13 protein-coding genes are annotated in these 14106 nt (G+C 69.9%); 10 read left to right on the top strand and 3 right to left on the bottom strand.

Translation table 11 applies throughout. From position 1 onward, the window contains the following. The first annotated feature begins 10 nt into the window (after positions 1-10). The gene (locus E3T24_RS12210) at positions 11-1210 is read left to right on the top strand and encodes an aminotransferase class I/II-fold pyridoxal phosphate-dependent enzyme (RefSeq protein ID WP_134434665.1); all 1200 of its coding nucleotides are present in this window, start codon (positions 11-13) and stop codon (positions 1208-1210) included. A gap of 269 nt (positions 1211-1479) precedes the next feature. Here E3T24_RS12210 and E3T24_RS12205 read toward each other — a convergent pair whose 3' ends face one another. Continuing rightward, positions 1480-2553, bottom strand: a complete 1074-nt coding sequence (locus E3T24_RS12205; RefSeq protein WP_134366032.1) for an alkene reductase — start codon at positions 2551-2553, stop codon at positions 1480-1482. Positions 2554-2764: 211 nt separating this feature from the next. On the opposite strand from E3T24_RS12205, the gene E3T24_RS12200 reads away from it, so the two are divergent. After that, positions 2765-3772: an alpha/beta hydrolase gene (locus tag E3T24_RS12200; RefSeq protein WP_134434664.1), complete on the top strand. Its 1008-nt coding sequence runs from the start codon at positions 2765-2767 to the stop codon at positions 3770-3772. Positions 3773-3813: 41 nt separating this feature from the next. On the opposite strand, the gene E3T24_RS12195 is transcribed toward E3T24_RS12200, so the two are convergent. Next, positions 3814-4032, bottom strand: coding sequence for a hypothetical protein (locus E3T24_RS12195; RefSeq protein WP_134366034.1), 219 nt, complete (start codon positions 4030-4032; stop codon positions 3814-3816). A gap of 271 nt (positions 4033-4303) precedes the next feature. On the opposite strand from E3T24_RS12195, the gene E3T24_RS12190 reads away from it, so the two are divergent. Next, positions 4304-4708, top strand: a complete 405-nt coding sequence (locus E3T24_RS12190) for an ATP-dependent DNA ligase (protein WP_241975895.1) — start codon at positions 4304-4306, stop codon at positions 4706-4708. On the opposite strand, the gene E3T24_RS12185 is transcribed toward E3T24_RS12190, so the two are convergent. Next, positions 4705-5532, bottom strand: coding sequence for a carbon-nitrogen hydrolase family protein (locus tag E3T24_RS12185; protein WP_134366035.1), 828 nt, complete (start codon positions 5530-5532; stop codon positions 4705-4707). The two genes, E3T24_RS12190 and E3T24_RS12185, sit on opposite strands and share 4 nt — an antisense overlap. A gap of 252 nt (positions 5533-5784) precedes the next feature. Here E3T24_RS12185 and E3T24_RS12180 point away from each other — a divergent pair, with 252 nt between their 5' ends. From E3T24_RS12180 to E3T24_RS12150, 7 genes are all read left to right on the top strand, one after another. After that, positions 5785-7251 carry a glycosyltransferase family 39 protein gene (locus tag E3T24_RS12180; RefSeq protein ID WP_134434663.1) on the top strand — a complete coding sequence of 489 codons (1467 nt, stop codon included), beginning with the start codon at positions 5785-5787 and terminating at the stop codon, positions 7249-7251. Between the two features lie 4 nt (positions 7252-7255). Next, the gene (locus tag E3T24_RS12175; protein WP_134366037.1) at positions 7256-8023 is read left to right on the top strand and encodes a polyprenol monophosphomannose synthase; all 768 of its coding nucleotides are present in this window, start codon (positions 7256-7258) and stop codon (positions 8021-8023) included. A gap of 82 nt (positions 8024-8105) precedes the next feature. Beyond that, on the top strand, positions 8106-8798 hold the full coding sequence (locus tag E3T24_RS12170; protein WP_134402697.1) for an NUDIX domain-containing protein: 693 nt from the start codon (positions 8106-8108) through the stop codon (positions 8796-8798). 65 nt (positions 8799-8863) lie between these two features. Then, positions 8864-10204 carry a quinolinate synthase NadA gene (gene nadA / locus E3T24_RS12165; protein ID WP_134366039.1) on the top strand — a complete coding sequence of 447 codons (1341 nt, stop codon included), beginning with the start codon at positions 8864-8866 and terminating at the stop codon, positions 10202-10204. 1 nt (position 10205) lies between these two features. After that, positions 10206-11918 (top strand): L-aspartate oxidase, encoded by a 1713-nt coding sequence (gene nadB, locus E3T24_RS12160; RefSeq protein WP_134366040.1) that lies wholly within the window; start codon positions 10206-10208, stop codon positions 11916-11918. Continuing rightward, on the top strand, positions 11912-12772 hold the full coding sequence (nadC, locus tag E3T24_RS12155; protein ID WP_134402698.1) for a carboxylating nicotinate-nucleotide diphosphorylase: 861 nt from the start codon (positions 11912-11914) through the stop codon (positions 12770-12772). The genes nadB and nadC overlap by 7 nt, the downstream gene beginning before the upstream one ends. A gap of 11 nt (positions 12773-12783) precedes the next feature. Next, positions 12784-13929: a cysteine desulfurase family protein gene (locus tag E3T24_RS12150; protein WP_134402699.1), complete on the top strand. Its 1146-nt coding sequence runs from the start codon at positions 12784-12786 to the stop codon at positions 13927-13929. Positions 13930-14106: the final 177 nt, after the last annotated feature.

Here is a 14106-nt window from a genome sequence, read left to right as displayed (position 1 = left end):
AGGTGACACGATGACGATTACCGGCGCCTGGCGGCGAACCGCCGACGGAGCGGGGCTGCTCGGCGCGGACGGTACCGTCGCGGCCAGTATCTTCGCGGAGATGAGCGCGCTCGCGATGCGCGCGGGTGCGATCAACCTGGGCCAGGGGTTCCCCGACGAGGATGGCCCGCCCGAGGTACTCGAGGCGGCACGCCAGGCGATTTCCGACGGCGTCAACCAGTACCCGCCGGGAAGGGGACTGCCCGTGATCCGCGAGGCCATCTCGCGCCACCAACAGCGCTTCTACGGCCTGTCGGCCGATCCGGAGACCGAGGTCCTCGTGACCGCGGGCGCCACCGAAGCCCTCGCCGCCACGATCCTCGCCCTGATCGAGCCCGGCGACGAGGTCGTCACCCTGGAGCCTTTCTATGACGCATACGGTGGCCTGATCGCCCTGGGCGGCGGCGTCCATCGCACCGTGCGGCTGCGCTCCCCCGAGTTCCAGCCCGACCTGGACGAGCTCCGCGCCGCGATCACCGACAAGACGCGACTGATCATCGTCAACAACCCGCACAACCCCACCGGAACCGTACTTCCTATCGAAACGCTGGCGCTCATCGTCGAGCTGGCGCACCGGCACGACGCGCTCATCGTGACCGACGAGGTCTACGAGCACCTCACGTTCGGGGTCGCGCACGTTCCGGTCGCGACACTGCCCGGAGCGAGCGAACGCACCATCACGATATCCTCCGGGGGTAAGACGTTCAACACGACCGGCTGGAAGATCGGCTGGCTGAGCGCACCGGCGCCTCTGGTGACCGCGATCCTCGCCGTGAAACAGTTCCTCACCTACGTCAACGGGGCGCCGTTCCAGCCGGCGATCGCGCGGGGCCTGGACCTGCCCGACAGCTTCTTCACCGGCATCGCCGCCGACCTCGAAGCCAAGCGGGACGTGCTCGAGGTCGGGCTGACGACCGCCGGCTTCACCGTCAGCCGCCAGCAGGGCTCGTATTTCATCGTGGCGGATGCCGCACCGCTCGGCTACCCGGACGGCGCCGAGTTCTGCCGGATCCTGCCGGCGCTCGCCGGCGTCGTCGCGGTGCCGATCGCCGCCTTCTGTTCACCCGCGAACCGGGCAGATTACGCCTCCCTGGTGCGGTTCGCTTACTGCAAGAAGGTGGACGTGCTCGAGCGCGCGGCCGGCCGGCTGGCGGGCATCAGCAGCCGGTAGCGAACGGGTCGCGGGCAGATGCCTCGCCCGGCCCTTGCATAACTCCTGCAGATCGTGAGGGCGCAGCATCCGCCGCCCCGGGAATCCGGGGCTGGACGGCGAGCGTCTCAGAAATTGCAGGAGTTATGCACGATCAGACCCGGGGTGGGGGAAGCACCGGGCAGCACCGGGCAGCACCGGGCGGGGAAGCACCGGGCAGCACCGGGCGGGGAAGCACCGGGCAGCACCGGGCGGGGAAGCACCGGGCGGGGAAGGCTAGTGCTGGAGGGCTAGTGATGGAGGGCCGGGTAGTCCGTGTAGCCGGCGGCGCCCGCACCGTAGAAGGTGAGCGGGTCCGGGGCGTTCAGGGGCAGGTCGTTCAGCCAACGCCGCACCAGATCCGGGTTGGCGATGACGGCGCGGCCGACGACGACGGCATCCGCCTGGTCATCCGCGATGACCGCCATGGCCTCCTCGCGGGTGGTGATTCCGCCGAAGCCGCTGTTGACGAGGAGCGGTCCGCCGAAGCGGGTGCGAAGTTCCCGCACCAGCTGGCCGGCCGGCTCCTTGTGCAGCACGCTCAGGTAGGCGAGGTTCAGCGGCGCGAGGCCGTCGACCAGTGCGCCGTAGGTGGCCAGGACATCCGCCGGGTCGGTTTCGAGGGCATCCTGGATGTTGTGCTCCGGGGACACGCGGATGCCCACCCGACCCGCTCCGATCGCTTCGGCAACCGCGGTGACGACCTCGATCACGAAGCGGACCCGGTTGGCCGGGGAGCCGCCGTAGACGTCGTCGCGCTGGTTCGAGGCCGGCGACAGGAATTCGTGCAGCAGGTAGCCGTTGGCGGAGTGGATCTCGACGCCGTCGAGGCCGGCGGCGATCGCGTTCCGGGAGGCCTGGACGAAGTCGGCGACCACGCCGGCGAGCTCGTCGGCGGTCAGGGCGTGCGGCACGGGATACGGGTGCTTGCCGTCGTAGGTGCGCGTCTCCCCCTCGATCGCGATCGCGCTGGGGGCGACGACCTCGCGGCCGCCGTTGGTGCCCTCATGGGTGACCCGCCCGGCGTGCATGACCTGGGCGACCAGGCGGCCGCCGGCGGAATGCACCGCGTCGGCCACGTTCTTCCAGCCCTCGATCTGCTCCGGGGTGACCAGGCCGGGCTGACCGGGGAAACCCTGGCCGGCATGGCTGGGGTAGGTGCCCTCGGTCACGATCAGGCCGAGGGTCGCGCGCTGCCGGTAGTGCTCCACGACGAGCGGGCCGGGCACGCCCTCGATGCCCGAACGCACCCGGGTCAGGGGCGCCATGACGAGGCGGTTGGGCAGTTCCAGGTCACCGAGGGTGAGCGGGGAGAAAAGATTCACGTGAATAGCTCTTTCTGTCGGACAAGTGCCGTCGGGCGGCGCGTGCGCGGCCGTGGACATCGGGAAGCAGGTTCCCTCTTCGCGCAACGGCACGCACCGACGGGGTATTCCGGCGAGGACGGATGGTCTGTCAATACACAGCCTCGGATCGGGCCAGCCCACGGCGGGAGAGCGCCCAATCCGCCGGCCCGGTCCGCACCGAACCACCGTCATGAGCCTCCTGGAGCGGTCCGCGCCGACATCCACCGCACCTGCCCGGCACAGCCCGGACGGATACTTCCCGTTCCCCCTCAGCCGGGACGCACGCGCATTCGGGCTGACGACGAGCGCGATGCGGCTGGGATCGGGAACGGTGTCGGTCAGGCACGGACGCCGCACCGACAGCGACACGGCCACCATCCTGCTGCACGGCGCGGCGGGTTCCTGGACCACCTGGACGCCGCTCCTGGCCGCAGCGGATTCGGCGAATCCGGCACATCCGGCGAGCGCCGCTCTGACGGACCTGATCATCCCCGACCTGCCCGGCTGGGGCGACTCAGCACTGCCGGCCGGCGTGTCCGCCACCGGTGAGTCCGCCACCATCGAGTCGACCGCGGCCGCGGTCGCCGAGGTCGCTCGGGCGCTCGGCTACCGGTCCTGGACCGTGATCGGCCACTCCCTGGGTGGATTCGTCGCCCTCGAACTCGCGGCGAGCGAGCCACGCTCGACGAGTTTTGTCGGCCTGGTCTCCCCGGCGTCCTTCTCCGTCATCGAAACCGTTCGGCATCCGGTGAGCTCGGCCGCGGTGCTGCCCGGATTCGGAGCGCTGCTCCCGGTCATGCGCGGGCTCGCCCGGCTCGGCCGGGCCGGGTCAGATCCGGTCGGCGCTCTGCACCGCCGGGGCCTGCTCCGCCCGCTCGCGGCGCCCCTGTTCCGTCACCCGGGGCGTGTGCCCGAGAGCGTCATCGACGCCCTCGCGACGGAACTGCGCCCGAACGCCTTCGCGGCGGCATCCGCTCGGGCCGGCCGCTACGACGCCTCGATCTGGTCCCGGATCGAGTGCCCCGTGCGCGCCAGCCAGGGTGACGCCGATGTGTTCGTGGGTGAGACGGATGCCGACCGGCTGCGGGCCGTCATCCGTGACTTCAGCCTCTGCACGGAGCCCGACACCGGCCATTTCGGGCACATGGAGCGTCCGTTCCAGACCCTTGCCCACGTGTTCACCTCGCACCGCGACTGATGGGAGCGCGACTGAACCGAGCGCGACTGAACCGTTCTCGTTCAGGCGTGTTCTCGAAGAGACTTCTCGACCGCCGCCAGCCGGGCGTCGATGGAGTCCAGCCGGTCCAGGACCTGCCGGTTGAGGGCCGCGTTCTCGAGCCCGGCCGTGCCCTCCTCACCACCATGCTTGTTCTTGAGATAAATCGCGTACATGGCCACGGTGATCCCGCCGATTATCGCAATCAGCGGGATGGAGTAGACCCAGTTGAACGTGTCCATTGCGTTTTCCGCCTTCCCTGACTCGGTGCAGATCACTGCCGGTCAGGACGGTACGACGGACCAGCGCGCCTGTCCCTGGCATTGTGCGGCGAAACGGGCAGAAGGAACATGTCCCACCGGAGTCGAGGACGGCCCCCGTTTCGACCCCACCGGCAATTCTCTTGTCAAGAGGAGGCAAAGCGGCCAAACTGAAGTCACTACCCGGGGCTGCGAAACGGATCCTTCACGCTCCAGGGTCCGGGGCAAGCGCAACCGATTGAGAGCGAAATCCATGGGCTCCTTGACGTATGACAGAGTCACGGTCGAATTCGACGACCGGATTTTGGCGCATCTCCAAATCGTGATCGTGCAGAAGCTCCGCCGCGGTGAGAGCTTCCTGCTCTCCTGGCGGAACGCCGCCGAGGCGGGAGACGGGCGAAGCTCCGCGTGGCTGCACCCCGCCATCCCCCTGTATTTCAAGTTCTCGGGTGGCCAGCCGCCCAGCATCAACCCGCTCTGGCTCGCCCAGCTCACCCGGTCAGCGAACAGCTCGCAGGGACTCGTCGCCACCGGCGAGGAGAGGGCCATGGCCGACCCGGAGCGACCAGACCGCCCCGAACGCACCCACCGCCCGGATCAGAAATTCACCGTGCGGGCCGCTCCGGCCTCCCAGGACACGATCGCCACCGAAAGCTAACGCGGCACCACCGCGAAGCGGCGCAGCTCGACCGCGGGGTTGAGGGCGCGAACGGCCCGAACCCGCCCCGGCGCCGCCCAGGCGACCGCGACATCCGTCGTCTCGCCGATCGTGACCAGTTCCACTCCCATGGGATCCACGACCATGCTGTTGCCGGCCCCCACCGGCGGCGCGTGGTCGGCCGCAGCCACGTAGACCGTGTTTTCCAGGGCGCGCGCGGTGACCAGGGTGCGCCAGTGCGCCTCCTTGAGCGGCCCCCGCACCCACTCGGCCGGCACCAGCACCAGGTCGGCCCCGGCGTCCACCAGGCGCCGGGTGACCTCAGGGAAACGGATGTCGTAACACGTCTGCAGTCCCGCGCGGAGCCCGCCCACGTCGAAGGTTTCGGGCTCCTCCACCGTGCCGGGCAGCACCCAGCGCGATTCCTGGTCGCCGAACGCATCGTAGAGGTGGAGCTTGCGGTACTTAGCGACCAGGGCACCGGCCGGATCCAGGGCCACGATGGTGTTGGAGAAACGACTGGTGTCGGTGGTCGATTCCAGCATCCCGGCCACGACATGAATGCCGAGCTCCCGGGCGATCCCGGCCAGTTGCATCACGAACGGCCCGTCCAGCGGCTGGGCTGCCGCCACGAACGAGGGCCCCATGACGGGTTCGAAGAACGCGGAGTATTCGGGGAACACGATCAGGCGGGCACCGCGGGCGACCGCCGTCCTCGCCAGCTCACGCATCGCGGCGACGTTGATGCCCGAGTCGGGGCCGGGGGCGAACTGGGCGACGGCCACACCGAAAGCGGCACCGCTCGACACGTCAGGATCGATCATGGCGCCAGCCTAGCGGTCGGGCTCCGCCGCATCACGTCTGTCCGGGGGTCTGCACAGTCGGGGAGTCTGCACAGTCGGGGAGTCGGCACAGTCTGGGAGTCGGCACAGACCGGCGTGCCCCGACTGGTGAGGTCGAAAAAGCTGGCCTAACGTGAACGCGTGTCCTTCCTGTCTGTTGTCCCCCGGCTGCATCGCCCAAACCAATCAGCCCTGGCACTGCGGCGAACCCGGAGTCCTTGGCTGAGATACGGCTTGCCCGCGCTGCTCGGGACGCTCGGTTTCCTCGTGCCCTTCGCCGGATCCTGGCGACCTTCGTACTGGGGTGACGAAGCGGCCAGCGTGATGTCGGCCGAGCGATCGATCCCGAAACTGGTGGCGATGCTGGGCAACGTCGACGCCGTGCACGGCGCCTACTACCTGGGCCTGCATTTCTGGATCGAGCTGTTCGGGGCATCCGAGCTGTCCACCCGGCTACCCAGCGCCATCGCCGTCGGCGTTGCGACCGCCGGAACCTTCGTTCTGGCGCGTCGCCTCGTCTCCACCTCGGTCGCGACGGTTTCGGCTCTGGTCTTCCTGATGCTCCCCCGCGTGACGAACATGGGTGCCGAGGCCCGATCCGCGGCCATCGCCACGGCCGTTGTGGTCTGGCTGGCGGTCCTGCTGCTGCACATCCTGCGCACGAGCAGAACCAGCACCACGGCCACGCGCATCGGGCTGTGGGCCGGCTACTCCGCGCTGCTCGCCCTGGGGATCTACCTGTTCCTCTACGTCCTGCTCCTGATCCCGGTGTTCGCCCTCTTCGTCTGGCTGTGGACGCCCTGGCGGCCGGACCGCCGGGCGCGCATCAGGTCCTGGGCGCTGGCCAGCACCGCCGGCGTCGCCCTGGCCACCCCCGTGATCATCGAGGCGCTGAACCAGCGGGAGCAGATCGCCTTCATCGGCCGCCGGCCGCCGACCTCGGTGCTGACGGCGGCGGTGAACCAGTGGTTCGGCAATCCGTCGCTGGCGATCGCCGCGTGGGCTCTGGTCCTGCTGGCGGTCGTTCTGGTGTACGCCGGTCGCGGGCGGCTGGCCGCCACTGCGCAAGACCGCGCCGCCCTCTCGGTGGCCCTGGGCTGGATGCTCGTTCCGAGCGCCACCCTGCTCATCGGCACGCAACTGATCTCCCCGATGTACTCGATGCGCTACCTGTCGATCTGCACGCCGGCCGTCGCGATCGCCGTGGGTCTCGGCATCGCACGGCTCCGGCCCTTCTGGGCTCAGACCGGGGTGCTGATGCTGATCGCACTGCTCATGGCGCCGACCTATGTCGCCCAGCGCGGCCCGTTCGGCAAGAACGAGGGCAGCGACTGGCGCCAGGCCGCCGCCGTCGTGCAGGCGGGCGCCCTGCCCGGAGACGCGGTCGTGTTCGACGAGAGCGTGCGGCCCTCCCGCAAGCCCCGCCTGGCCCTGCACCTCTACCCCGCAGCCTTCCAGGGCCTGCGCGACATCACCCTGTCCCGCCCGTTCGACGCGACTCCGGGGCTCTGGGACCTGACGGTGCCGCTGGACTGGGTCACCGAAAGACTCACCGGCACCGACCGGGTCTGGGTGCTGCAGTACCTGGGCAGCGGCCAGAACACGTCGGGGACCGACATCCGCACCCTGCAGAGTCTTGGCTTCACGGTCATGGCGACCACGACCGTCAACCGCACCCTCATCATCGAACTGGCAAGGTAGCAACATGCCCCACACCCTGGTCGTCATCCCGACCTACAACGAACGCGACAACATCCTCTCGATCGTCGGCCGCGTTCGAGCGAGCGTTCCCGACGCGGACGTGCTCGTCGTCGACGATGCGTCGCCGGACGGGACCGGACAGCTGGCCGATTCCCTGGCCGTCGGCGACATCCAGGTGCACGTGTTGCACCGATCCAGCAAGGACGGTCTGGGCGCCGCGTATCTGGAGGCTTTCACCTGGGGGCTGTCCCGCGGCTATGACCAGCTGGTGCAGCTCGACGCGGACGGATCGCACCTGCCCGAACAACTGCCCGCACTGCTTGAGGCCGCGAAGTCGGCCGACGTGGTGATGGGCTCCCGCTGGATTCCCGGCGGGAAGGTTCAGAACTGGCCCTGGCACCGGCGGCTGCTGTCCCGCGGAGGGTCCGTCTATTCGCGGATCCTGCTGCGGCTGAAGCAGAGTGACGTGACCGGCGGATATCGCGTCTACAGCGCCCGCGCACTCGAACGGATGAAGCTCTCGAGCGTGGAGAGCCTGGGGTACTGCTTCCAGATCGACATGCTGTTGCACGCCGTCCGGGCCCGGTTGAAGGTGACGGAGGTTCCCATCACTTTTGTCGAACGCACTCTCGGCGCATCGAAAATGAGCGGCCCTATCGTGATCGAAGCGATGTTCCGGGTCACCATCTGGGGTTTCACCGGCAAGAGCGCCGGGCACCTTACGGCTCCGGCGACGTCCGCCCCGCACCTCGGCGGCGGCCCCACTGGGTAAAGGTTGTGAGTTCTGGTCAGGATGACTATAAGATGGTCCCACCAGTTAGAGTCAGATTGACTTTTACTGAGGGGAAGACGCGATGACCGGACAGCTTCAGGCGGCACTTGCCGTGTCAACGGTCATCTTCACGCTCAGGCCGGATCCCGCGTCCGACCTTTCGACGCTGTGGCTTCCTCTGGTGCGTCGCACCCGCGAGCCGCACCTCGGCCAGTGGGCACTGCCCGGCGGGGACCTTCCGGCCGACGAGGAACTGGCCGCCGCCGCCGCCCGAACCCTGCGCGAGACCACGGGACTGACTCCCAAGTACCTGGAGCAGCTGTACACCTTCGGCGACCCGGGTCGCTCCCCCGGAGGCCGGGTCGTCTCGGTCGTCTATTGGGCGCTGGTGGAGACCGGCGAGGCCGCCCTTGCGGTCGTGGACGAGAACGTGCAGTGGTTCCCGGCCGACCGGCTCCCGCCCCTCGCGTTCGACCACAACCGCATCGTGGAATATGCCCTCTGGCGCCTCCGCACCAAAGTCGAGTACTCCCGGATCGCGCACGCCTTCCTCGGCGAGACCTTCACCCTGGCGCAGCTGCGCGATGTGCACGAAGCCGTGCTGCAGAAGGCCCTCGACCCGGCCAACTTCCGCCGCACCATCGAGTCGTCCGGCACCGTCGTCGACACCGGCCAGCGTGTGGCGGGAGTGCCGCACCGCCCGCCGCGGCTCTACCGCTACAACGATTCCGTCAACGCGACCGACCTGGGGCCGTTCGGGCCCGCGATCGGCTGAACCGTGACCCCTGCCGAGTTTTGTTTTTCCGAGTACCGCTTTTCTGAACACCGAGGAGTAACAGCATGACCATTGCATCGGTTGACCGCACCATCCGGCTCATCAAAACGGGGGCGGCCGCCGGCAGCACCTGCAGCCCCGACCTCGCCGCCGGCCCGTGGGAGTTCGATTCCGGAACGCCGGGCTACGGTCCGGGGTCATCCATGGGTGACGTGCTTCCGACCGGGTCACCGCGCCAGGGTGCCCTGCCGGAGCGGTACCGACTCGCGACGACCGAGGAACTGGGCGAGCGCATCCGTGCCGCCAAGGAGACGCTCGGCGACCGGGTCGTCGTGCTCGGGCACTTCTATCAGCGGGACGAGGTGCTCCAGCACGCCGACTTCGTGGGCGACTCCTTCCAGCTGGCCCAGGCCACGAAGAGCCGGCCGGACGCCGAGGCGATCATCTTCTGCGGCGTTCACTTCATGGCGGAGACCGCCGACCTGCTCTCCACGCCCGATCAGGCCGTCATCCTGCCCAACCTCGCCGCCGGCTGCTCGATGGCCGACATGGCCGACATCGACTCCGTCACGGACTGCTGGGAACAGCTCGAGGACCTGTACGGCACCGAGCCGGATGCCGACGGCCGGGTGCCGGTGATCCCGGTCACCTACATGAATTCCTCCGCCGCGCTCAAGGCCTTCTGCGGTGAGCACGGCGGCATCGTCTGCACCTCCTCCAACGCGGAGACCGTGCTGGAGTGGGCGTTCGCGCGAGGCCGCCGCGTCTTGTTCTTCCCCGACCAGCACCTCGGCCGGAACACCGCCAAAGCGATGGGCATCCCTCTCGAGCACATGCCGATGTGGAATCCGCGCAAGCCCCTCGGCGGCAGCACCGCCGACGAACTGGGCGACGCGGAGGTCATCCTGTGGCACGGTTTCTGCAGCGTGCACAAACGCTTCACGGTTGACCAGATCACCGCCGCACGGCTGGAGCACCCCGACGTGCGCGTGATCGTGCATCCGGAGTGCCCGATGGCCGTCGTCGACGCAGCGGACGAATACGGCTCCACCGACTACATCAAGAAGGCCATCGAGGCCGCCCCGGCCGGCTCGACCTTCGCCATCGGCACCGAGATCAACCTGGTGCAGCGCCTGGCCGCAGAGCACCCCGAGCACACGATCTTCTGCCTCGACCCGGTGATCTGCCCCTGCTCCACGATGTACCGCATCCACTCCGGCTACCTCGCCTGGGTGCTCGAGGCTCTCGTCGGCACCGCGGAGCAGCCGGCGGAGGTGGTCAACCGCATCACGGTCGACCAGAAGGTCGCCGGCCACGCCCGTGTGGCACTCGAACGGATGCTCGCGGCCAGGCCGCCCGCCGCTCTCCCCGCCGGCTCGACCAGCTCCACCGGCACAGGCGCCTGACATGACCCGCGTGCTCGTGGTCGGCAGCGGACTGGCAGGGCTGATCGCCGCGGTCCGGGCGACGGATGCCGGCCACCGGGTGACACTCGTCACCAAGGCCGGGCTGCCCGAGAGCAACACCCGCTACGCCCAGGGCGGGATCGCCGCCGCCATGTTCTCCGACGACTCCGTCGACTCGCACTACCTCGACACGATCAGGGCCGGGGCCGGCCTGTGCGACCCGGTCGCCGTGCGCGTGCTCTGCTCGGAGGGACCGGCCCGCGTGCGCGACCTGATCAGGTTCGGGGTGGACTTCGACCGCGACGAGTCCGGCGTCACGCGCGGGCTGGAGGCGGCCCACTCGCGGTCCCGCGTGCTGCATGCCGGCGGAGACGCCACCGGCGCCGCCATCCAGGCCGCCCTCGTGGCGACCGTGCACGAGCGCGCGGCTCGGACCCGCTCCCTCCGGGAGTCCGGCGCCGCGACACAGGGCGGCCTGAGCATCCGGGAACACACCATGCTCACCGACCTGACGGTGCAGGACGGCCGGGTCACCGGAGCCGTGCTGCTCGGACCGGACGGGGACCTGCGCACCACGCGGGCCGACAACGTGATCCTGGCCACCGGCGGCGCCGGCGCGCTGTATCCGCACACCACCAACCCGTCCGTGGCCACCGGCGACGGCGTGGCGGCAGCCTGGCGGGCCGGAGCCGTCGTCGCCGACCTGGAGTTCTACCAGTTCCATCCCACGGCTCTGGCCGTGCCGGGCACTCCCCTGGTCTCCGAGGCGGTTCGGGGCGAGGGCGCCGTGCTGCGCAACATCCACGGCCACCGATTCATGCAGGGCGTCCACCCCGGCGCCGAACTGGCCCCACGCGACATCGTGGCCCGCGGCATCGCCCGTGAAATGGCGCGCCAGAACGGCGCACCCGTGCTGCTGGACGCCACCGCCCTCGGCCGTGACCTGCTTGAACGGCGCTTCCCGACCATCACCGCGGCGTGCCGCGACGCCGGCCTGGACTGGGCCGCCCTGCCGATCCCGGTCGCCCCGGCAGCGCACTACTGGATGGGTGGCGTGCACACCGACATCTGGGGACGCAGCTCCCTGCCCGGACTCTTCGCCGTCGGCGAGGTCGCCCGCACCGGGGCCCATGGTGCCAATCGTCTGGCCTCGAATTCGCTGCTGGAGGCGGCCGTGTTCGCCGACCGCGCCGTGCGCGCCCTGCGGCTTCCCTCGGACGGGCCGGTCCACTCGGGGTGGACGGACTCACCCGGGAGGGTCCTGGCCGCCTCAACCATCACCACGAGCGCGACACCCGCGAACGCCACCGCTGTCGACCGGTCCGACGTGCAGCGCCTGATGTGGGAGAGCGCCGGAGTCCTCCGCAGCGGAGAGGGCCTCGCCGCCGCATCCGTGGCCCTGGCCGGGTGGAGAATGAAGCCCGAGCAGCCCGCCGACGTCAATATGCACGTTCGGGCATACGAGGATGCGAACCTGCTCGACCTGGCCAGGGCGACCGTGGCCGCCGCCCTCGCCCGCGAGGAATCGCGTGGCGCGCACCACCGTTCCGACTTCCCCGACAGCCGCCCCGAACTGGCGCGGACCGTGCTCTGGCGCCGAGGCGGCGGCGACCCCGGCACCGGAATGCACGCCGGGCTGCACGATGCAGGCGCGATGCAGAGCACCACGAACCTGGACCACCCCACCGAGGCCGAGGAGGCCATTGCATGCTGACCGTGAACGCCATCGAAACCGTCGTGCGGGCCGCGCTCGAGGAGGACGCCCCGTGGGGGGACCTGACTTCTCAGGTGCTCATCCCGGCCGAGGCGGACGCGGCCGCCCAGCTCGTCGCCCGGGAATCCGGGGTCTTCAGCGGCGGTGCCGTCTTCGCGGCGGCCTTCCGGCTCACCGACCCGCGCATCGTGGTGCGGCTGCTGGTCGCCGACGGCGCCGCCTTCGCTGCCGGGGACGCGCTCGCGGAGGTGTCCGGGTCCGCCCGGGCCATCCTTCAGGCCGAACGCATCGGCCTTAACTTCGTGCAGCGGATGAGCGGAATCGCCACCCTGACGGCACTCTATGTGGCCGAGACCACCGGTACCCGGGCCCGCATCGTCGACACACGCAAGACGACCCCCGGACTGCGTGCCCTGGAGCGCCACGCCGTGCGGGACGGCGGCGGCCACAACCACCGATTCAGCCTCTCCGACGCCGTCATGGCCAAGGACAACCACCTCGCCGTGCTCACCTCCGGCGGCCTCAACCTGACCGAAGCGCTCCTGCGCGTGCGCGACCGCATCTCCCACACCACGCACCTGGAGGTGGAAGTGGACCGGATCGACCAGATCGAGCCGGTTCTGGCCGCCAACGTGGACACGATCATGCTCGACAACTTCTCACCCGACGACCTTCGCGAGGGCGTGCGCATCACGGCCGGCCGCGCCCTGGTCGAGGCCAGCGGCGGCGTCAACCTGGACACCGTGCGCGGCATCGCCGAGACCGGGGTCGACATCATCTCGGTCGGCGCCATCACCCACAGCGTGCGCTCGCTCGACCTCGGCCTCGACGTCGTGATCCTGACCGAGGGCTGACCGGGACCGACGTGATCTACCTCGACAACGCCGCGACGACCCCCGTGCGCCGGGAGGTGCTCGAGGTGCTCTGGCAGCAGCTCGCGGGCAGTTTCGGCAATCCGTCGAGCCACCACCAGGTCGGCGAGGCCGCCGCAGCCGCGCTGGCCGATGCCCGTGCCCAGATCGCGAGCGTGCTCGGCTGTCGCCCGGCCGAGATCGTGTTCACGACCGGCGGCACGGAGTCGGACAACCTCGCGGTGAAGGGAATCGCCCTCGGCGCGCCGCGCGGCCGCCACATCGTCACGTCGGCCGTCGAGCACGAGGCGGTGCTCGAGTCCTGCGATTTCCTGAAGCGGGTGCACGGCTTCGAGATCACACTGCTGGCCCCGGATGCCGCCGGTCGCATCGATCCGGCCCAGCTCCACGCCGCGATCCGCGCCGACACCACCCTGGTGTCGATCCAGTACGCGAACAACGAAGTCGGCACCGTCCAGCACGTCGCCGCCCTCGCGGCCATAGCCCGGGCGGCAGGCGTGCCCTTCCACACCGACGCCGTGCAGGCGGCCGGATGGCTGGACCTCGGCGTGCGGACACTCGGAGTCGACGCACTGAGCCTCTCCGGTCACAAAATCGGCGCCCCTCCCGGAGTCGGGGCGCTCTTCCTGCGCCGAGGCCTCCCGATCGAACCCGTGCTCCACGGCGGCGGACAGGAACGCGGCCGCCGCAGCGGCACCGAGAACGTGGCCGGTGCCCTCGGCCTGGCGACGGCGCTGCGTCTGGCCGACCGGGAACGGGCGGAGGCCGCGCCGCGGGTCGCCGCCTTGCGCGACGCCTTCATCGCCACGGTGCTCACCGGCACCCCGTCCGCCCGGCTGACCGGGCACCCCACCGAGCGCCTCCCCGGGACCGCGTCCTTCGTGTTCCCGGGCACCAGCGGCGAGGCGGTGCTGCTCGAGCTCGAGCAGCGCGGGATCGTCTGTTCGAGCGGCTCGGCCTGCGCGGCGGGAAGCGACGAGGCGTCCCACGTCCTGACCGCGATGGGCCTGCCCGAGGACAAAGCCCGGACCGCCGTGCGCTTCACCCTCGCGGCCACGACCACAGCCGATGACGCACGGCGCGCCGCCGCATCCGTTCAGCCCGCCGTGGACGCAGTTCGGGACCTCGGGCGCCGCTGAGCGCGCCCGGCATCGCCCCGACCCTCTACTGCGCGTGCGTACGCGCGCGTAATGTCCTTAGCGAGGCTAAATAAACAGGATTTGCTGTTGCCCCGCAAAAAAGGCCGCGACCAGCCAAAATGATTCGGCGGCCCCGGCGGCGCAGGTCAGAATCGGCATCTCCAGCATGCGACGCAG

The organism is Cryobacterium sp. TmT2-59, from assembly GCF_004403545.1.
GTDB lineage: Bacteria > Actinomycetota > Actinomycetes > Actinomycetales > Microbacteriaceae > Cryobacterium > Cryobacterium shii.
Note: the sequence above shows the minus strand (reverse complement) of the source record. Positions and strands in the feature narration are given on the sequence as shown.

Bases quoted from the DNA above. Each gene is read 5' to 3' on its own strand.
- E3T24_RS12200 (WP_134434664.1), top strand. From the start codon at position 2,765: ATGAGCCTCCTGGAGCGGTCCGCGCCGACATCCACCGCACCTGCCCGG.
- E3T24_RS12190 (WP_241975895.1), top strand. From the start codon at position 4,304: ATGGGCTCCTTGACGTATGACAGAGTCACGGTCGAATTCGACGACCGG.
- nadA (WP_134366039.1), top strand. From the start codon at position 8,864: ATGACCATTGCATCGGTTGACCGCACCATCCGGCTCATCAAAACGGGG.
- E3T24_RS12195 (WP_134366034.1), bottom strand. From the start codon at position 4,032: ATGGACACGTTCAACTGGGTCTACTCCATCCCGCTGATTGCGATAATC.
- E3T24_RS12175 (WP_134366037.1), top strand. From the start codon at position 7,256: ATGCCCCACACCCTGGTCGTCATCCCGACCTACAACGAACGCGACAAC.
- nadB (WP_134366040.1), top strand. From the start codon at position 10,206: ATGACCCGCGTGCTCGTGGTCGGCAGCGGACTGGCAGGGCTGATCGCC.
- E3T24_RS12170 (WP_134402697.1), top strand. From the start codon at position 8,106: ATGACCGGACAGCTTCAGGCGGCACTTGCCGTGTCAACGGTCATCTTC.
- E3T24_RS12210 (WP_134434665.1), top strand. From the start codon at position 11: ATGACGATTACCGGCGCCTGGCGGCGAACCGCCGACGGAGCGGGGCTG.
- E3T24_RS12185 (WP_134366035.1), bottom strand. From the start codon at position 5,532: ATGATCGATCCTGACGTGTCGAGCGGTGCCGCTTTCGGTGTGGCCGTC.
- nadC (WP_134402698.1), top strand. From the start codon at position 11,912: ATGCTGACCGTGAACGCCATCGAAACCGTCGTGCGGGCCGCGCTCGAG.